Raw genomic sequence first — 19599 nt, 5'->3', positions numbered from 1 at the left:
ATGCGGGCCCTGCGGCATCGCCGCTGGCCCGCCGTGGGGTGGCGCGGCGCCGTGCGCAGACGCGCCAGCGGGGCGGCCGGGCGGCGGCGTTTGGGCCGCCCGGGGGCTGTGGCCGGACTCGCCGAAGGCGTCCGGCGCTCTCCCCGGGCCGCGGTGCCCGCGCGGCCCTTCCTGAATATCCTTTTTATCCGGTTTCGAATCATGGCTATGTTCTTCAGTCGATCCGACCTTCTTCTCAAGTTCACCGGGAAAATCCCACTTCAATACGGGAGCAGCCGATCCTTCGGATGGCACCTGGTATGATTGAGGATCTCCTTCTTTCAGAACGTCTTTTGAATCGACCACTCGTTTTTTCCCTGCCGTGCTCAGATTTACCCGAACCTTCGAATCTTTCATTGCATTTCCCTCCTGTGCCTTTTCCCCTGGTATATACCTCTGGTTCATGCTCCATCACGCTCTACTTATACTTATGAGATACGGGCATTTGATAGAACTATTCTAAGAGAAAGGAAAAAATCACATGGATGAAGAAACGATGACGCTAACTGCAAGCAAGCTAGCAAAGAAACTCTAGTCATCCCGAATCTCAACGTAAGAGAATGAATGATCAGCCCGCCATGATAAGGACATACAAAAAAAGAAGGAGCCTCGCCCTTTCGGCAAAGCCCCTTCTTCTACACTCTATTGGGGTCTATCCTGGATCATCATGGTCAATCTTGAATGTTACACCCAGGTAGGTTGAACTTTGAAAACTTTGGCGTCTTCTGTTTCGCTTGCCACTTTTTTCGAAACCTTCTCGGAACTCTGGTCTTCCGTTGAAATACGCCAGATATCCGCGCCAAGTCCAGACAGCTTCTCCGCTAAATGAACATAGCCGCGATCGATATGCTGTACGCCGCCAACTTCGGTAGTCCCCTCCGATACAAGCCCGGCCAATATCAAGGCAGCCCCTGCACGCAGATCCGTTGCCGTTACTTTGGCACCTTTAAGCTTAGCTCCGCCCGTAACGATAGCAGAACGTCCTTCAACTTTGATCTCCGCATTCATCAGTTGGAATTCGTCCACATGCATAAAGCGGTTTTCAAATACCGTTTCTGTAACGACACTTGTACCTTCGGAAACCAGTAAAAGCGCCATCATCTGGGACTGCATATCGGTTGGGAATCCAGGATAAGGCAAGGTTTTCACATCAACCGACTTTAATGGTTTGTCAGCAATAACGCGAATTCCATTCTCGTCCGGTTTAACGGTAATCCCCATCTCTTCCATCTTGGAAATAACCGGTCCAAGGTGGTCTGCAATGGCTCCTTCGACATACACATCCCCGCCCGTGATCGCAGCCGCAGCCATAAAGGTGCCTGCTTCAATTCGGTCAGGAATTACGTTATGCTTAACGCCATGCATCTTCTCAACGCCCTCGATACGAATCACACCCGTGCCCGCACCGCGAACTTTGGCGCCCATCGCATTCAGGTAATTCGCTAAATCGACAATTTCCGGCTCTTTCGCCGCATTTTCGATTACCGTAATCCCTTCAGCCAATGTAGCAGCCATCATAATATTTTCAGTAGCACCCACGCTGGCTACGTCCAAATAGACCTTCGCCCCACGCAATCTGCCATTGCTTTTAGCTTCAATATATCCTTGTCCGAGGCTAATCTCAGCCCCGAGAGCTTCAAATCCTTTTAGGTGTTGATCAATGGGTCTTGTGCCGATAGCACATCCACCGGGAAGCGAAATCCGGGTTCGTCCACAACGTGCCAATAAAGGTCCCATGACCAGAAAAGACGCTCGCATCTTCCGCACCCATTCATAAGGTGCTTCACATGTCGTTATGTGCTCTGCATTCACACGTATCACTTCATCTTGATATGTAATGCCCGCACCAAGCGACTCCAATACTTTACTGATTGTAATTACATCGTCAAGAGGAGGTGCGTCAATAATAACACTTTCCCCAACTTCCCCTAGTAGAGAGGCAGCGATGATCGGAAGAACTGAATTTTTTGCTCCGCTGACTTTGACGCTTCCGGTCAGTCTTTTGCCACCGCGGACGATAAATTTGCTCATCATGGTTTCCCTCCGCGTCCATAATTTTCCTGATTGCCTGTGTTAGTGATTAGTTGTTGCTAATTCCCTAACTTTCATCTTAACATTAGTGATTTCCGCTAAACAAGCGATTTTCGAACTATTTATGACATCTGATTCGGTGTCTACATCAGGTATCAGAAATCCATGATGCCACCTTTATGAAGCATATGTTATCCGCAGTATGGACCTACGAAAGGTACCATGACCAACCAGCACTTGTCAATGCATAACAATTACCGGGTGAACACTATAGTCCGGAAGTCATACCGTCCGCCCGATCAAATTCATATTTTAAGTGTTAACATAATAAAATGCGTTTATTCGACATCTTCTCCCCAAGCAACCTAACAGAGATATAACCATTCATGCTGCAATTAAAACAGGCGAATATAATATCGCCAAGCCCATAACCTCGTGCAACAAATGTTCGATTACTAATTGCAGCACCTTGTGTTATGTATGACGCTCATTCCCGCTCTAAAACATATATCGGATCATTTGACTCCATGTAATGTAGTCAATTAAGAATTCAGCCACGAATCGTCCAAGCACCACCGCCAGCAGCAAATGCAACAGCTTTCCCTGCGGCCCTTTGGGATGACGGACAACCAAATCCAGCTTTACTTGTTGTAATGCCCACCAAGCCAGTGCGATACAAATCAGCGAAACGACAATAGACAACAATCCGTTAACACCAACAGCACTGATTGAATTAGATAAATCCTGGTTCATACTCCCTCCTCCTTCATAAATTATCCTGCCCCGTTCGGGACCGACTCTTCTATAATACTTGGCTGGAGGCTAAGAATCCAGCACTTTCTATTCGACATTTCCTCGGAAATAATAAAATTTATCGACTTTGCCCGAAAACGATCATGAATACACTATTAGCAGAAGTTAGAATTCCCATTAATTTCACTTCAAAAAACATCCAACAGCCAATCATATAGTGTAGTTTTATATCTCGAACTTCTCTTTATACCGACGGTGTAACAAAAAAATACCCATCTATGAAATTAATGATATTCACAGACCGTGTATAGCTGAGATGACGTTATCACGAAAGAAGAATATTTATGTATCAAAACAATCCATGTCTCAGGTCCTTTCTAAGAGTAATTGATGGCTATGGACCCATTTACGTCATCCACCAAATTGTATATGCCATTGGCTCCATGAGCCAACTAGATTCCCACCAGATATGCGGTTCAGACAATGAGATAACCATAAAGGATTACCTCTCTCTCCCTTTCATGCTAGGTTATACCTGCAATCTATGAATGCTCAACACCTTAAACGAGCACTTTTATAACCAGTATCATTGGCTACTAATAGAAATAGAACACAAAAAGACAGCTTGGCTGAAAATTACAGCAAGCTGTCTTCGTTACCTTATTAGTTCCGCGTCACTTTAATCCGGTTCATCGCTCTTTGCAGAGCCAGTTCCGCGCGACGGTGGTCAACTTCATCTTGTCTTCCCTTCGCATGCAGGCGGGTCTCAGCTCTTTCCTTCGCGGCTTCCGCACGCTCCAGGTCGATTTCTTGCGCTTTCTCTGCGCTTTCCGCCAGGATGACAATCTTATCTTTACGGACTTCGACGAAACCGCCTTGTACCGCAAACGGGGTTCTCTGGTTGCCAATCTTCACATAAACTGGCGCTATCTGAAGCGGCGTAACGAAGGAAATATGACCTGGCAAAATGCCCAGCTCTCCCTCGACCCCACGCACCGTAACACTGTTCACCTGCTCTGAGTAGACCAGGCGGTCCGGTGTTACGATTTCCAACAAAATGGTGCTCACTTCCATCCCTCCTCACCGTTTTCCGCAGAAAACTCGCGCAGCAGACCTCACAGTCTCACAAGAAGCACTGTTCCGGTCTGCCGATCACGGAGCGTCAGCTTACAATGTTTTTGCTTTTTCAACTGCCTCTTCAATCGTACCTACGAACAGGAAAGCCGCTTCCGGAAGGTGGTCGTGCTTACCTTCCAAGATCTCTTTAAAGCTTCGTACGGTTTCTTTAACTGGTACATATTTACCCGGGATGCCGTTGAACTGCTCGGCAACGTGGAAAGCTTGGGACAGGAAACGTTGAACACGACGAGCACGTCCAACAATCGCTTTATCTTCCTCGCTCAGCTCATCCATACCGAGAATCGCAATGATATCTTGAAGCTCGTTGTAACGAGCCAAAATTTTCTTAACGCCTTGAGCGACATTATAGTGCTCTTCACCCACGATTTCCGGAGCCAAGATACGGGAACTGGATGCAAGCGGATCTACCGCAGGATAGATACCCATCTCGGAAATTTTACGCTCCAGGTTTGTCGTTGCATCCAAGTGAGCAAACGTTGTAGCCGGAGCCGGATCCGTATAGTCATCCGCCGGTACATAGATAGCCTGGATGGATGTAACGGAACCTTTTTTGGTAGAGGTAATCCGCTCCTGCAAGCGTCCCATTTCGGATGCCAGCGTTGGCTGGTAACCTACCGCGGAAGGCATACGGCCCAGAAGGGCGGATACTTCGGAACCCGCTTGAGTAAAGCGGAAGATGTTGTCGATAAAGAGAAGTACGTCTTTACCTTCTTGATCACGGAAATATTCCGCCATCGTCAAACCAGTCAATGCTACGCGAAGACGGGCACCCGGAGGCTCGTTCATTTGTCCGAATACCATCGCGGTTTTGTTGATAACACCGGAATCACTCATCTCGTGGTAAAGGTCATTACCTTCACGAGTACGCTCACCTACGCCGGCGAATACGGAAATACCGCCGTGCTCTTGGGCGATGTTGTTGATCAATTCCTGGATAGCAACGGTTTTACCAACGCCGGCACCACCAAAGAGACCGATCTTACCGCCTTTTTGGTATGGAGCTAGCAAGTCGATGACTTTAATACCCGTTTCAAGCATTTCTGCTTGCGTGGAGAGCTCATCATAAGCAGGAGCCTCACGGTGGATCGGGTTATTAATTTCGGATACTACGGCACCTGCATTATCGATCGGCTCACCCAATACGTTAAATACACGGCCAAGTGTAGCGGAACCTACTGGAACCGTAATCGGTCTGCCCAAATCCACGGCTTCGATACCGCGAACGAGACCATCCGTGGATGACATAGCGATACAACGAACCAGATTATCACCCAAATGATTGGATACTTCCAAAGTCAAATCAACCGAGCGGCCGCCTTCCAGCGTTGCTTCAATCTTGACAGCATTAAAAATCTCGGGAAGATGACCGCGCTCAAATTCAATGTCAACTACAGCACCTGTAATGCTGACAACGCGTCCTTTTTTCATTGATTCGTTTTCCCTCCTACCCGCTCACCTCTAGCGGTGAACGATGATCGTAAAAGCGGCTTATTCATGACATGGCCGCATATCCGTTAAATACTAAGTTAAGAATTCGGAGCCGTGCATTATTGCTGAGCGTTTGCCCCGCCCACAATCTCGGAAATTTCCTGCGTAATGGCAGCCTGACGAGCACGGTTGTAAGTAAGGTTCAACTCGTTGATCATCTTGCTTGCATTCTTCGTTGCAGCTCCCATAGCAGTCATCTTCGCACCCAACTCACTTGCCTTCGCATTCAGCATCGCACTGAAAATCAATGTTTCCGCATATTTCGGAAGCAGAACCTCGAGTACGCCTTCAGGAGACGGTTCGTACTCATAACCCGTCAGGTTCTCGGCACTACCAATGTTCTCCATCGGCAGAAGCTTAGAGATCTCCTGAAGCTGAGTCAAAGCATTCACGAATTGGTTATAGCACACGTATAACTCATCAATCTGACCCAGTTCATATTGATGAACCGCCGCGTTAGCGATGGCCTTAATATCTGCGTAGGTCGGACTATCGGATAAATCGGTGAGCTCCTCAACAACCGGAAGTCCACGACGGCGGAAATAATCCCGTCCTTTACGTCCGATCACAAACAGGCAATACTCGTCCTTGGACTGATGGCGTTCTGCGATAAAGTTCGACACTTTTCGCAAAATGTTGGAGTTCGATGCACCAGCAAGACCGCGGTCTGAAGTGATCACCAGATAACCGGTTTTCTTCACTTCACGCTTTTCCAGCATCGGATGGCTGATTCCCTTGGTTCCAGCAGCAATGCTGCCAACCACTTCTTTCAGCTTCTCGGAGTATGGAAGCGCGGAGGTTGCCTTCTCTTGAGCTCTTCTCAGCTTCGCGGCAGCAACCATTTCCATCGCCTTGGTGATCTGCCTTGTGTTCTGAACACTCTTGATCTGCCGCTTAATATCACGTAATCCTCTTGCCATGTTTTCACCACCTTAAAGCTCTGGCGAAGCCAAAGCTAACTTCGAAAGCAATCACCTAACTTTGGCGGAGCCAAAGTTACTTCGTAAGCATAAGCCTAGCTTTGGCGAAGCCAAAGCCAACTTCGTACGCGTAGACTAAGCTTTGGCTAGGACCAAAGCCGTACCTTTTGTAAAAATCACTTTGGTCACAGCCAAAGCTACATTCCATATGATGAAAGAGGATGCCGGGCTTACCCCGGCTCCCCTCCTATTGCTTACCTGAGGAGCTTAAACCGAAGCGGCAAAGCCCTTCTTAAATTGATCGATTGCCGCTTTCAATGCGTTTTCGTTGTCGGACGTCAGATCCTTCGTATCCGTAATGGATTGAAGAATTTCCGGTTTATTGCTTTCAATAAACGTGAGGAACTCACTCTCGAAACGGCGCACGTCAGCAACCTCGATATCATCGATATATCCTTTAACGGCTGCGTACAAGCTAACCACCTGTTGTTCAACGGACAACGGCTGGTTTACACCCTGCTTCAGGATTTCCATCAATCTTGCACCACGGTTCAAACGAGCCAAGGTTGATTTGTCCAGATCAGATCCGAACTGGGAGAACGCCTGGAGCTCACGATATTGCGCAAGATCCAGCTTCATGCCGCCCGCAACCTTTTTCATCGCTTTGATCTGCGCGGAACCACCGACACGGGATACCGAAATACCGACGTTAATCGCTGGACGTTGACCGGAGTAGAACAACTCAGACTCCAGGAAGATCTGTCCATCCGTAATCGAAATTACGTTGGTTGGAATGTAAGCAGATACGTCAGAAGCCTGTGTTTCAATAAATGGCAGTGCGGTTAATGAACCACCACCAAGCTCATCGTTGAGCTTCGCTGCACGTTCCAGCAAACGGGAGTGCAAGTAGAAAACGTCACCCGGATAAGCTTCCCGACCCGGAGGACGACGGAGGAGCAAGGACAACTCACGGTATGCTGCCGCTTGTTTCGACAAGTCATCATAAATGATGAGTGCATGCTCGCCTTTGTACATGAAGTACTCACCCATAGCGCAGCCTGCGTATGGAGCGATGTACTGCAATGGAGCCGGCTCAGAAGCCGAAGCCGTAACAACAATCGTATACTCCAGTGCGCCATGACGGCGAAGAGTTTCAACTACCTGCGCTACAGTGGATTGCTTTTGGCCAATGGCTACATAGATACATTTAACGCCGCTGCCCTTTTGGTTCAGGATCGTATCGATCGCAACGGTGGTTTTACCCGTTTGGCGGTCACCGATGATCAGCTCGCGCTGTCCGCGGCCGATAGGTACCATCGCGTCGATCGCTTTAATACCTGTCTGCATAGGCTCATGAACGGATTTACGTTCGATAACGCCTGGTGCGCTGCTCTCAACCGGACGATAAGCTGTCGATTCGATCGGGCCTTTGCCGTCAAGCGGTTGACCCAGCGGATTGACAACGCGTCCAAGCAGAGCTTCACCTACAGGAACCTCCATGATACGTCCTGTACGCTTAACCTGATCGCCTTCCTTGATTTCGGAGTAAGGTCCCAGGATAACGACACCGACATTGCTCTCCTCAAGGTTCAGCGCCAGACCGAACACGCCGTTCTGGAACTCCAAAAGTTCCCCGGACATCGCGTTCTCCAGGCCGTACACGCGAGCAATACCGTCACTTACTTGAATTACCGTACCTACTTCAGAGACAGTGATATCGGATTTATATTCTTCAATTTGACTTTTGATTAAAGTACTGATTTCTTCAGGTCTGATACTCAACGTTTTCACCCCTATCTACTATGCTCGTCTATTAAAAGACTTTTCAAGACGTTCCAGTTTCCCGGCAAGGCTTCCGTCATAAAGCTTGTCGCCAATGACGACTTTCAGGCCGCCGAGCAAACTCTCGTCCACAACATTGGTCACCCGGATATTCTGGTGTGCTAACTGACCGAATTCCGAAGCTACCTGTTCTTTTTCCTGATCGCTAAGCGGGTAGGTGGAGTACACCGTGGCGTCCGCCAATCCTAAGCTCGCACCTTGTATCTTCACATAACTGTTCAGCAGTTCAGCGAACATTTCTGTACGCCCTCTGTCGAGAAGCAATTCGATCGTGTTCAATACAGGCTGCGATACCTTCCCTGCCAACGCCTGGCTGATTACGTTCATCTTCACGGACTGGGGGATATTCGGCGTGGAGATGAATTTCTGAATGTCGGCATCGCCTTCAATGGCATGCACAACAGCGCGCAATTCCTCTTCCACTTCCAGACCCTTCTGCTGCTGAGCCGCCACTTCGAACAGCGCCCGCGCATATCGCTTGGCTGCTACTGTATTTTGGCTCATGGTCTGCCTCCTACCTCTTTAAGGTATTGATCCACCAGTTCTTCTTGAGCTTTGTCATTCTTCACTTCCCGTTCAATCAGCTTGGTAGCGATTTTCACGGAAACACTGCCGATTTCATTGCGAAGCTCTTCGACAGCTTTCTTCTTCTCATTGTCGATATCACGAACAGCCTCGGATTTCAGGCGAACCGCCTCTTCCTTAGCTTGCTCCATAATTTGCTCAGCTTGTTTGTTGCTAGTTTGTCTTGAACGCTCGATGATTTCGTGAGCATCTTGACGCGCTTGCTCCAGTGCCTTCTTCTGCTCTTCTACATAAGCAGTTGCCTGCTGACGTGTCTGTGCCGCTTCGTTCATCTGGCTCATGACCAGTTCACGACGCTGCTCCATGATGCCGAACAATTTACTGAACGCAAACTTTTGAAGCAAAAGGTAAAGAATAATAAACGAAATAATAGTGATTACCATATTTTCCCATAGAATATTCATTGAGGTCACTCCTTTCCATCAACACGAAGTGCGGTGCCTAACAAAACGAAGGCGCGGATGGCATCGGCCCTCCCCGCCAAACCGTTGTATTGTTATTAAGAGAACATGATCAAGAACGCGATAACAGTAGCCGCCAAAGGAATAACCTCTACGATACCAACACCGATAAACATGGTTGTTTGCAATTGACCACGTGCTTCTGGTTGACGAGCGATAGACTCAACTGTTCTACTTACGATCATACCGTTACCCAAACCTGCGCCAAGGGCGCCCAGACCTACTGCAATAGCTGCTGCCAAAAATTCCATTGTTAAATATCCTCCTTAAAATTGTTTCAAAATTGAAATTTGGTGAAACTATAGAAAATATCTCTTTCGAAAAACACCGCTGTTACGGCGGATTCGTCCGAGTTGATCAATGCTCTTCGTGAATCGTTGTTTGCGAGATGTATACCATGGTCAAAATCGTAAAGATAAACGCCTGCAATGCACCAATGAAGATACTGAAACCTTGCCATGCGGCCATAAACGGAATGCCCCAGAAGCCGGTTTTCAGAATCACTGTGATCAGTACCTCGCCGGCAAAAATGTTGGCATAAAGCCGGATTGCCAGAGCGATAGGTTTTGCCAGGTTCTCAATGATATTGAGTGGCAAGAAGATCGGGAACGGTTCGATGTAATGCTTCAGGTAATGCTTGCGATTCTGCTTCAAGCCCAGGTAGTTCATGAGCACGAACACAACGATCGCAAGACCGGCCGTAACGGAAATGTCCGCTGTTGGCGACTTCCACCACAATACGTGGGCGTAGTGGCCATGTTCAAGTCCGAGCGTAGCCAGGATTGGCTGACCAAAGACTTTGAAGTTCTCCGGCAAGTCGGTGATAATTGAGAACGGCAGGCCCAGCAAGTTGGCTACAAAGATGAACAGGATGAGAGTAAGCCCCAATGATATGTAAGCTTTCCCTTTCTTCAGATCCATCGCACTCGCTACGACGCCTTGCACAAATTCCACTACCCATTCCATGAAGTTTTGCAGTTTGGAAGGGTTTTCGACAGATAGATTACGTACAGCTAGTCGACATAATACGAACACCACCAAACAGGTGACGAACAGCATCAGTACCGCTGAAAGATCAATATTCAATCCGCCAAGTTTGATAATCGGTGAATCATGCATAAAATTGTTTTCACCCCTTTCCAAGTTAGCGCTGATCAATGATTGTTTCTCAAACTGAACACAATGCTGACAGGAATGGTCAACAATTGGGGTATGAACAGACCGGCAATTGCACCGCCGAGAGATACCTGCTCGAGTTTAGCGGCGAAGATAACAATCAGAAATCCGATGCACAATCTCGTAATAAAGCCGAAGTTGTACTTTTTCGGTTCCGGATCGACAGCCAATTGCGCCAGCTGCTGCACTTTCATGGAGAGGAAGCGTACATTAAACAATCCCGCCGCCATGCCCATGATCAACCCCATAAAAATCGGGCGAAATTCCGGATAGAGAGCCCATCCGAGAAACAAGGCAGACAATAAGAGTAATGATACTCTAAATACAGCGTTCACAATGGAAGTCAAATCATTCACGCCTGCGCCCCCAAAAACTTTTTAATGAGAAGAGCGATATTCAAAATCCCTACAAAGAGCCCCGAAAGCGTACCAATGGCAAGCCACACTCTGGGCCCGTCCAAATGATTCATGAGCCATCGCCCGGTAAAAAAACCGATGAGAATGTAAGCGGCAAGCAAACCGCCAGCCCCGCTAATGTATAGCGCTATCAACCAAGGGTTATCTTGACTTTTCGGATTTTTCATATGAACCTCTAATCCCAACTCATTTTACTGAATATTGCAAGAGTTTGTCAATGAATCGATTTGATGGATTTACCGTGTGAAATCGGCGTTTTGAGCAGTCTAAATTGCACAAAACGCCGCGGTAACCGTACAGTTCAACTGTATGCTGTCTTCTTGCCCATCAGAATACGGTAAACTATACCTTTGTGAACATTCTGTGAAATTCTTCAGGGCGCTCTTTTCGGATGCCGAAATGGTGCAAAATCGCATTGACAATTCGCTGTGAAGCTTGTCCATCACCATACGGATTAGCTGCTTTGCTCATCTTGTCGTAGAGCTCCTGATCCGTCAGAAGAACCTTAATCCGTTCATATACATTCTCCTCCTGGGTGCCTACCAGCTCCAGGGTGCCGGCCTCAATGCCCTCCGGACGTTCCGTCGTATCCCGTAGCACCAGCGTCGGCACGCCGAATGACGGAGCTTCCTCTTGCATACCGCCGGAATCCGTAATAATGAAATGCGTATGGGTGTAGATATTGTTCATATCCACAACATCCAGCGGATCAATCAGCTTGATGCGCGGGTGATCTCCCAGAATGCGATGAGCCGGCTCTTTAACGGCAGGGCTCGGATGTACAGGATATACGATGGCGATATCCTCAAATTCATCGGCAATGCGCTTTACCGCTTCAAATATTTGACGATGCGGCTCCCCTTGGGATTCGCGGCGATGTGCCGTCATCAGGATCAAGCGTTTGCCCTTCGCCCAGTCCAGAACCGGATGGGTATAGCCTTCACGCACCGTGTACTGGAATACGTCCGTAGCCGTATTACCCGTAACATAAATGCGGGATTCCGGCTTGTTCTCCTTGCGGAGATTCTCGGCGGACCAGCTCGTCGGCGCAAAGTGAAGATCAGCAAGCACACCGGTCAGCTGACGGTTCATCTCCTCCGGGTAAGGATTCAGCTTGTTCCATGTCCGCAGACCCGCCTCTACATGGCCAACCTGAATCTGCTGCAGAAAGGCTGCATAGCTGGCCAGAAACGTTGTCAGCGTATCGCCGTGCACCAGCACGATATCCGGTTTAGCCTCACGCAGAACAGGCTCAAGACCCTCCAGAACGCGCACGGTGATCTCGTTGAGCGTCTGACGGTCCTTCATGACATCCAAATCATAGTCGGGAACAATCTTGAACACATCCAGCACCTGATCCAGCATTTGCCGATGCTGCGCAGTAACACAAACGACCGATTCAATATGCTCGGGGTGACGTTGAAGCTCCAGAATAAGCGGCGCCATCTTGATTGCTTCGGGGCGGACCCCAAATATTGTCATCACTTTCACTTTTGACATGTTTGAAATACCCCTCTTTGCTTGTTTTCAAATATTCAAGACGTACGAATGACTGGCTCGGCTCTTATTTCGTGCCGTACAGCCGATCCCCTGCATCCCCAAGGCCCGGTACGATGTAGCCATGGTCATCAAGGCCCTCATCGAGAGCAGCAACATAAATGTCCACGTCCGGATGGGCCTCATGGACAGCCTTCACACCTTCCGGTGCAGCCACGAGGTTCATCATCTTGATCTGGGTACAGCCGCGTTTCTTCAGCACGTCGATAGCAGCGATGGCGGATCCGCCCGTCGCGAGCATCGGATCAATGACGATCAATTCCCGTTCCGTAACGTCCGTTGGAAGCTTCGTATAATATTCAACAGGCTGAAGCGTTTCGGGATCACGGAACAATCCGACATGCCCTACCTTTGCTGCAGGAAGCAGCTTGACAACTCCATCCAGCATGCCTAAACCAGCCCGCAGGATCGGAATCAAGCCGAGCATGCGGCCGGAAATGACTTTGCCTTGGGTTTCAGCTACCGGCGTCTGTACGGATATCGATTCAAGAGGAACCTCCCGCGTAATTTCATAAGCCATCAATGTCGCGACTTCGTCTACCAATTCGCGAAAGTCTTTTGTGTTAGTCCGCATATCGCGGATAAATGTAAGTTTGTGTTGAATCAACGGGTGATCACAAATCACCAATTTTCCCATGTCTGGTCCCTCCGGTTTGAGTACAAATGTTATTTCAATATGGGCGTAAAATAGTTGTGAGCTCCATAAATCCTGTCTATTATATCATTCCCTCTGCTCAATTGACACCTGCACGGGTCATGTTTTATTCCATGAGTTTTTGACCTTATAACTAAACAGGATCTCCTTCTGTCCTGAGCCTAGGTTTTCCATTTTCGCCTATATTGATGCTAACCGCGAAGCTACCTGACTGGGAAAATGAGAGCATAGCAATCTGGCCAGAATGTTTATAGCTCCTAAAAGGACCCCACCTGCATCAGGCGGGGTCCTCTTATCATAGGCTTCTTCTGCGGAGCAGACTGTGATTAATATTTCATTTCAGCATAGAGAGGATATTGATCTGTAAGCTCAGCCACCAAACGGCCTGCTTTTTCAAGCGTTGCCTCGTCTTTCGGCTGCTTCAATGTCATGGCAATAATTTTCGCGATTTTCACCATCGCCTGCTCATCCATACCGCGGGAAGTAACCGCAGGGGTACCGATACGGATACCGCTCGTTACGAACGGGCTGGTTGGATCAAACGGGATGGCATTCTTGTTCACGGTAATCCCGATGGAGTCCAGAACTTTCTCCGCGTCTTTACCGGTGATGTCCAGATTACGGGTATCCACCAGCATCAGGTGGTTATCGGTTCCGCCGGATACGATGTTCAAGCCTTCCTCGATCAGAGTATCGGCCAGCACTTTCGCGTTCTTCACAACGTTCTCTGCATACGTCTTGAAGGACGGATCCAATGCTTCGCCCAGCGCAACGGCCTTGGAAGCAATGACATGCATGAGCGGGCCGCCTTGGGAGCCGGGGAATACCGCTTTATCGATCGCTTGCGCCCAAGCTTTTTTGCACAGAATCATACCGCCGCGAGGTCCGCGAAGAGTTTTATGCGTCGTTGTCGTTACAAAATGGGCATGCGGAACCGGATTCGGATGAAGACCTGCCGCAACGAGACCGGCAATATGAGCCATATCGACCATGAACAACGCGCCAACGTCGTTTGCGATGGCAGCAAGCCGTTCAAAATCAATGATGCGAGGGTAGGCACTTGCACCTGCCACGATCAGACGAGGGCGATGCTTGAATGCCGCTTTGCGGACTTCGTCGTAATCGATCAGGAACGTATCTTCTTGCACGCCGTAGGCAACGAAATTGTACAGAAGGCCGGAAGCGTTAACCGGGCTTCCGTGAGTCAAATGCCCGCCATGGGCCAAGTTCATGCCGAGCACGGTATCTCCAGGCTTCAGAGCTGCCAAATATACCGCCATGTTCGCTTGCGCACCGGAGTGCGGCTGAACGTTGGCATGTTCGGCTCCGAACAGTTCTTTGGCGCGGTCACGGGCGATATCTTCCACGATATCTACACGCTCACAGCCACCGTAATAGCGTTTGCCAGGGTAGCCTTCCGCATATTTATTCGTCAGCACGGTCCCCATTGCTTCCATAACCGCTTCGCTAACAATATTCTCAGAGGCAATCAGCTCAATGTTGCTGCGTTGACGCTTCAGCTCCAAATCCATCGCTTCCAATACTGCCGGGTCACTCTTTCGCAAATGTTCCATCATGTTCATATCCTCCCATAATCAATCGTTATTTTTTCTTGCAAAGTCAATACTACAAGTTCTCATAATTAAAAAAGCGAGTTCTCATTCGAATCAATCGCATAGCGTGGAATCATCCCTCTGCTCGAGCCGGTACACCGCGCGCTCTCCGCCAATCAGTTTCGGACGGGTATAAGCCGCGGTTACGCGCGCTTTGCCGATATAACGCTCAGCCGGTCTGAACGGAACCGCTACTCGCCGCAAATGCATGCCGATCAGCGTCTCGCCGATATCAACTCCCGCATGTGCTTCAATCGATTCCGCAAGACAAGGCTCCTTCATGCTGCGGTAAGCCGCAGAGGCCATCGACCCGCCCGCTCCCGGAATGGGAACAGCCGCCACTTCCGTCAAACCCAACCGCTCGAGCAGCTCGCGTTCCATGACAAGCGCACGGTTCAGATGCTCACAGCATTGATAGGCCACCGCAAATCCGAATTCCGCTTGAACCTCGGCAATGCCCTGAAGGAGCTGCTGCGCCGTTTCAAGAGCGCCGCCTGTACCGATCCGGCGTCCGACCACTTCACTGGTGCTGGCGCCTATGACCAGCACTTTACCAGGTCCTAACACGGCCGCTTCGGCCAGTTCGCGGACAATCCGCGCTGTCTGTTCGTTCAAGGAAACCTTGGAGATATCCGTCATGTCACAGTCCTCCCGTTGATTTTTTCACAGAAGATGCTTCATTCCCATATCACGATAGCCGCAGTTGCTTTACGCATTCACCTATCGCGATTCATTCTTCAGGTAACGCTCCTCGATGGCCTTGATCTTGTTCACGCGGCCGATATGGCGCTCGCCATGACTGAAATCCGTTGTCAGCCATGCGCTGACGATTTCGGCAGCAAGTCCGGGACCGACGACACGCTCACCCAGCGCAATCACGTTGCTGTCGTTATGCTCGCGCGTTGCTTTGGCTGAAAATACATCATGTGTCAGCGCGCAGCGAATGCCCGGCACCTTGTTGGCCGCAATGCTCATGCCAATCCCCGTACCGCAGATCAGAATGCCGCGATCCGCTTCACCCGAGACTACCTTCTCGCACACAGGAAGGGCATAATCGGGATAATCCACGGAATCGGAACAGCCGCAGCCCAGATCCTCAACCTCATGTCCAAGACCCCGAATGACTTCCACGATCTCCTCTTTCAGACGAATGCCGGCATGATCCGTACCCAATGCAATTTTCATCTATGAAAAACCCCCTCGTATGTTCGCTTTTGCGTTTTAGCTTGTTTCATTATAACCCAAATTCCACGCAAAAGACGAAAAAAGAGCAGTCGGCGCACGTATTGTGCTCCAAATGCTCTTTGCCCAGGCGACCGGCCGTATATTCCGATGCTCCATCGTGGTTTCATCCACTTCGTCGCCAGTTACACCGGATCACTTGTTTTTCACCTTCATCTTAAATCAATACCATGTGAAAGGCAAGTGGCTTTTTAGCCTAATGGTAGGCTTCATATCGATCAAAGCAAGGCTTAGTTATGCCGATCCGCCTCCAGCTTGTCCAAGAGACGGAACAACGCCGTCCGAATCTCTGCAGCCGTCGCTTCATATTCCTCCCGCGAGCCTCCAAAAGGATCGGAGATATCGAAGCTCGGAATGCGCTGGCGCAGCTCGATCAGACGCTCCCGGTCACGGTCGCTGACGTCGCGGCCCAGCGATCTGGCCAGCTCAAGCGCCGCATACAGACTATCCTGCTCCCGCAGATCATCCAGCACCTGTCGGTCATCCTCAACAAACTCTTTCAGCGTATGCATCTTGTCTGCGGCGTGCGGGAACTGCCTTATAGCATACTGCTTATGCGACTGGGTCAACGTCAGGATCAAGTCTGACCACTCCACCAGATTCGCAGTCAACGGTTTGGACACCAAGCGTTCTTGGATATCCTGGTCTCGTAGTATGGACTCCGCATGATGGGACACCGGCATTCCATCCACGGCCGAGACACCGGCGGACTTCGTTTCCAGCGGGATGCCCCGTTGTTTGGCAAGCTTGCGCAGCATGCCTTCAGCCATTGGACTGCGGCAGGTATTTCCCGTGCAGACAAACAGTATATTTTTCACGGTCCCGTTCCTCCCGTTAGTAGGTTCTTTGGGGTTATTGTAACAAATATAACGTCAAAAGATAAACATGACACCAAATATAACCAAAATCAGCCCACCCAGCATTTCACCGTACTCCCCCAGCTTATTGCTTACCTGACGGCCAAGCAGCAAACCGAGAATGGACAGCAAACCGCCCACGATCCCGAAGGAGATCACGATCAACAGCACATCATCCACAAACATTCCGAGCGAAACACCTACCGAGAAGGAGTCGATGCTGACGCTAAGCGAAAACAGCAGCATGCCTAAAAATGCGGTAGGATGTATTCGCTGCCCTTCTCCGCCCCGCCAGGCGTTATACATCATATGCCCGCCCAGTAAAAGCAGCAGCCCGCCGGCCGCAAGCCCTGTGACGTGGCCCAGTAACATGCCAACATAGCGGCCGGCAAATAAGCCCAGCAGCGGCATCAACATGTGAAACAACGCGATCATGAAGCTGATGCCCAGCATATGGCCTAAGCGCATGCCGCTTCTCATTCCGACTCCGATTCCAAGCGAAAATGCGTCTAGCCCGAGTGCAACCGCCATCAGCAGAATCGCCGCAAGCTGTCCCGATTGGACAGACGCCTCCAGCATGCCCATTCCCCCAAGTCCCATGGTCTTGTACACCATATGCGGACAAGGGGTAAATGATGCCAAAAGCGTTCATTCGGCAGCTCAATTCACATCGATGATGTGGTGTCCTGCGGCCTTCAACAGCCGGTTCATGACGGCTGCCCCAAGGCCTTGCTCCGGGCACGCTTCGGCCAGAATGAAGGTCGCGCCTTCGTCATCGAACTGGCGCAGGCCGGCGTACAGCCGGCGGGCCGCTTCCTCCGGCGCGGCCAGGCTGCCGAGCGAGACGGCAACGTCCGCACGGTAGTGACCGATGTGCTCGTCGAATGACAGCACCCCGGTCACCTCCCCGCGCCGGGCGGCCGCCTCAAGCTCGGCCCCGATGCGTGCCGACACCGCGTCGGCACGCAGACCCTGCACCACGCACATCGCACCCTTCGGTGCGTAGTGCGTGTACTTCATGCCCGGCGAGCGCGGCGCCGGGCTCTCCGCCTCCCCGGCGGCGCGATGCAGCGCCGGATCCATGCGCACGCTTGCCGCAACGGCGGCAAGCTGCTCGGCCGTGACGCCGCCCGGGCGGAGCACCGTGACGGTCCCGTCTTCGCCGACTTGCACCACCGTCGACTCGACGCCCACCCCGGCCGGGCCGCCGTCGAGCACGCCGTCGATCGCCCCGGCCAGATCCTCCAGGACATGGCTGGCCAGCGTCGGGCTTGGCCGACCCGAACGGTTCGCGCTTGGCGCAGCCAGCGGACGTCCGGCCGCGCTGATCAAAGCCAGCGCCACGTTGTGATCCGGCATCCGCACGGCAACGGTATCGAGGCCCGCCGTCACGCGAGGGGAGACAGCACCCGGTTTAACGGGCAGTACCAGCGACAGCGGCCCAGGCCAGAACATTGCCATCAGCGCCCGTTCCGTCTCATTTACATGAAGGACCAAACCGTCAAGCTGAGCTAGCTCCGAAATATGCACAATCAATGGATTGTCCGACGGCCGGCCTTTCGCGGCAAAGACGCGCTCGACCGCTTCCGTATTGCCGGCGTCCGCGCCAAGCCCGTAGACCGTTTCCGTCGGAAAGGCCACCGTTCCGCCGAGCTCAAGCACCTGCCCCGCTTCCCCAAGCGCCTGCTTTGCCTCATTCTCCAAACTTAAGCTCTCCCTAGAGAGCGAGTTCGAGACGTGCCACACTTGAGTTGATTTTGCACCAACCTGGCGGAAGCCGTTATCCCGCTGCTGGTTAGGTTCCATGCCGTTCCCGTTCTGTTCCATTCCTATCCCAAACTTTCTGTATATGAAATATATAAACTCCAGTGCGAGTTTTGCCTATGCCCCAAAATAAAAAGCGCTTTTCGTTCTTCAGTCCCGTGCCGGTTCCCATTCAAACCAGTCGCGCCAAAGAGAAAGCACTCTTCTACATCAAAGTTTATCATACCCGATCAGGATTGAAAATCAACTCGCTCATAATCTTAGAACAAGCTTACCACCCAGTTCCAAATGCCACGGAACATATCCCACAAGAAGAAGCGGACCTCCGGTTCGCTATCGCCTGCGTTCTTCGGGGCTTCCTCTTGGGAAGTTTCGCCAGCCTCAGCAGAAACCGTTTGGATACCTGTGTCAAGAGGCTGCGCCGCCGCATCCCCGCTGCCACCATCGATGAAACACAGCGGCGGGAACAGGACACACCACCAGTTCTGCCCTTGACCTTCTCCTAAAGAAATCCGCAGCGCATCGTAATCGCCGGCCGGATACACCGTGCCCCCGTATAATTTCGTCGGGAACGGCACGACGCCAAGCTCTACGGTGTAACTGTACGTAATTCCTCTTTTCTTCAACTCTTCACCCACCAATTGGCGGATTTCGGGAAGATGCTGCCGGGTTAATGCTTTGGCGTCTTCTAGGCTTTGCGGGTTCTCCAGCTGCAGGACCCAAAGCTGCATTTGCTCAACGACCGCATCACGAATCTCCCTTTTGACGAGCTGATCGGACGGGGTATCTGAATTCGCGAGAATGCGAAGCCGTATCGATTCTTGAGGGATCGGACCGCCAACAACGGAAGCATCAATCTGCTGTCCTTCCCAAGCCATAATGACCATAAACATGCAGGATAAGAGCACAACCATTTTCTTCACGATAATACGGAGGGTTTCACTATAATTTGTCATCTCGGACAACCGCCTCTCTATGAACGAAACTCTATGATGCTATCAGTATGTCCGCCGGACAAAGATATAAACGTAGAATCTAGCAATTGATATAAAAATCATAG

At 50.6% G+C, this 19599-nt stretch carries 22 protein-coding genes and 1 riboswitch; all 22 genes read right to left on the bottom strand.

The window, feature by feature from the left end:
• Nucleotides 1–396: hypothetical protein (locus ABEW73_RS18550; protein WP_430206392.1), on the bottom strand; the 396-nt coding region annotated here is incomplete at its 3' end.
• Between the two features lie 327 nt (nucleotides 397–723).
• Nucleotides 724–2070: a UDP-N-acetylglucosamine 1-carboxyvinyltransferase gene (gene murA / locus ABEW73_RS18545; RefSeq protein ID WP_430166921.1), complete on the bottom strand. Its 1347-nt coding sequence runs from the start codon at nucleotides 2068–2070 to the stop codon at nucleotides 724–726.
• 498 nt (nucleotides 2071–2568) lie between these two features.
• Nucleotides 2569–2823, bottom strand: coding sequence for a DUF1146 family protein (locus ABEW73_RS18540; RefSeq protein ID WP_100540952.1), 255 nt, complete (start codon nucleotides 2821–2823; stop codon nucleotides 2569–2571).
• Nucleotides 2824–3486: 663 nt separating this feature from the next.
• Entirely contained in the window at nucleotides 3487–3891 is a 405-nt protein-coding gene (locus ABEW73_RS18535) for a F0F1 ATP synthase subunit epsilon (RefSeq protein WP_430166883.1), read from the bottom strand.
• A 99-nt stretch (nucleotides 3892–3990) separates the two neighbouring features.
• Nucleotides 3991–5391: a F0F1 ATP synthase subunit beta gene (gene atpD, locus ABEW73_RS18530; protein WP_076323983.1), complete on the bottom strand. Its 1401-nt coding sequence runs from the start codon at nucleotides 5389–5391 to the stop codon at nucleotides 3991–3993.
• Nucleotides 5392–5510: 119 nt separating this feature from the next.
• Entirely contained in the window at nucleotides 5511–6371 is an 861-nt protein-coding gene (gene atpG / locus ABEW73_RS18525; protein WP_076323982.1) for an ATP synthase F1 subunit gamma, read from the bottom strand.
• A 267-nt stretch (nucleotides 6372–6638) separates the two neighbouring features.
• Complete coding sequence (gene atpA / locus ABEW73_RS18520; RefSeq protein ID WP_430166881.1) at nucleotides 6639–8153, bottom strand: F0F1 ATP synthase subunit alpha; 1515 nt, start codon at nucleotides 8151–8153, stop codon at nucleotides 6639–6641.
• 18 nt (nucleotides 8154–8171) lie between these two features.
• The gene (locus ABEW73_RS18515; protein ID WP_071218870.1) at nucleotides 8172–8717 is read right to left on the bottom strand and encodes a F0F1 ATP synthase subunit delta; all 546 of its coding nucleotides are present in this window, start codon (nucleotides 8715–8717) and stop codon (nucleotides 8172–8174) included.
• Nucleotides 8714–9202 carry a F0F1 ATP synthase subunit B gene (gene atpF, locus ABEW73_RS18510; RefSeq protein ID WP_430166879.1) on the bottom strand — a complete coding sequence of 163 codons (489 nt, stop codon included), beginning with the start codon at nucleotides 9200–9202 and terminating at the stop codon, nucleotides 8714–8716. The genes ABEW73_RS18515 and atpF overlap by 4 nt, the downstream gene beginning before the upstream one ends.
• 95 nt (nucleotides 9203–9297) lie before the next feature.
• The gene (gene atpE / locus ABEW73_RS18505) at nucleotides 9298–9510 is read right to left on the bottom strand and encodes a F0F1 ATP synthase subunit C (RefSeq protein ID WP_007128780.1); all 213 of its coding nucleotides are present in this window, start codon (nucleotides 9508–9510) and stop codon (nucleotides 9298–9300) included.
• 106 nt (nucleotides 9511–9616) lie between these two features.
• Nucleotides 9617–10378: a F0F1 ATP synthase subunit A gene (atpB, locus tag ABEW73_RS18500; protein ID WP_076323978.1), complete on the bottom strand. Its 762-nt coding sequence runs from the start codon at nucleotides 10376–10378 to the stop codon at nucleotides 9617–9619.
• A gap of 35 nt (nucleotides 10379–10413) precedes the next feature.
• Nucleotides 10414–10791 (bottom strand): ATP synthase subunit I, encoded by a 378-nt coding sequence (locus ABEW73_RS18495; protein WP_076323977.1) that lies wholly within the window; start codon nucleotides 10789–10791, stop codon nucleotides 10414–10416.
• Entirely contained in the window at nucleotides 10788–11018 is a 231-nt protein-coding gene (locus ABEW73_RS18490; protein WP_076323976.1) for an AtpZ/AtpI family protein, read from the bottom strand. The genes ABEW73_RS18495 and ABEW73_RS18490 overlap by 4 nt, the downstream gene beginning before the upstream one ends.
• 175 nt (nucleotides 11019–11193) lie before the next feature.
• On the bottom strand, nucleotides 11194–12351 hold the full coding sequence (wecB, locus tag ABEW73_RS18485) for a non-hydrolyzing UDP-N-acetylglucosamine 2-epimerase (protein WP_430166877.1): 1158 nt from the start codon (nucleotides 12349–12351) through the stop codon (nucleotides 11194–11196).
• A 64-nt stretch (nucleotides 12352–12415) separates the two neighbouring features.
• Nucleotides 12416–13045, bottom strand: a complete 630-nt coding sequence (gene upp / locus ABEW73_RS18480) for a uracil phosphoribosyltransferase (protein ID WP_430166875.1) — start codon at nucleotides 13043–13045, stop codon at nucleotides 12416–12418.
• 344 nt (nucleotides 13046–13389) lie between these two features.
• Nucleotides 13390–14640: a serine hydroxymethyltransferase gene (gene glyA / locus ABEW73_RS18475; RefSeq protein ID WP_430166873.1), complete on the bottom strand. Its 1251-nt coding sequence runs from the start codon at nucleotides 14638–14640 to the stop codon at nucleotides 13390–13392.
• Between the two features lie 90 nt (nucleotides 14641–14730).
• Nucleotides 14731–15315: a TIGR01440 family protein gene (locus ABEW73_RS18470; protein WP_430166871.1), complete on the bottom strand. Its 585-nt coding sequence runs from the start codon at nucleotides 15313–15315 to the stop codon at nucleotides 14731–14733.
• An 81-nt stretch (nucleotides 15316–15396) separates the two neighbouring features.
• On the bottom strand, nucleotides 15397–15861 hold the full coding sequence (gene rpiB / locus ABEW73_RS18465; RefSeq protein ID WP_339268509.1) for a ribose 5-phosphate isomerase B: 465 nt from the start codon (nucleotides 15859–15861) through the stop codon (nucleotides 15397–15399).
• 114 nt (nucleotides 15862–15975) lie between these two features.
• A riboswitch (ZMP/ZTP riboswitch) is annotated at nucleotides 15976–16057 on the bottom strand.
• A gap of 91 nt (nucleotides 16058–16148) precedes the next feature.
• On the bottom strand, nucleotides 16149–16736 hold the full coding sequence (locus tag ABEW73_RS18460; protein WP_213647039.1) for a low molecular weight protein arginine phosphatase: 588 nt from the start codon (nucleotides 16734–16736) through the stop codon (nucleotides 16149–16151).
• A 54-nt stretch (nucleotides 16737–16790) separates the two neighbouring features.
• A complete protein-coding gene (locus ABEW73_RS18455; protein WP_430109511.1) occupies nucleotides 16791–17354 on the bottom strand; it encodes a manganese efflux pump MntP family protein in 564 nt (187 codons plus the stop codon).
• An 81-nt stretch (nucleotides 17355–17435) separates the two neighbouring features.
• Entirely contained in the window at nucleotides 17436–18581 is a 1146-nt protein-coding gene (locus tag ABEW73_RS18450) for an L-threonylcarbamoyladenylate synthase (protein WP_430166920.1), read from the bottom strand.
• Between the two features lie 218 nt (nucleotides 18582–18799).
• Nucleotides 18800–19495: a stage II sporulation protein R gene (gene spoIIR / locus ABEW73_RS18445; RefSeq protein ID WP_379409687.1), complete on the bottom strand. Its 696-nt coding sequence runs from the start codon at nucleotides 19493–19495 to the stop codon at nucleotides 18800–18802.
• Nucleotides 19496–19599: the final 104 nt, after the last annotated feature.

Origin of the sequence: Paenibacillus lautus (assembly GCF_050482385.1) — a bacterium.
GTDB classification, from domain to species: domain Bacteria; phylum Bacillota; class Bacilli; order Paenibacillales; family Paenibacillaceae; genus Paenibacillus_AQ; species Paenibacillus_AQ lautus_B.
The sequence above is the reverse complement of the archived record's forward strand: the minus strand, read 5'-3'. Positions and strand labels throughout refer to the sequence as shown.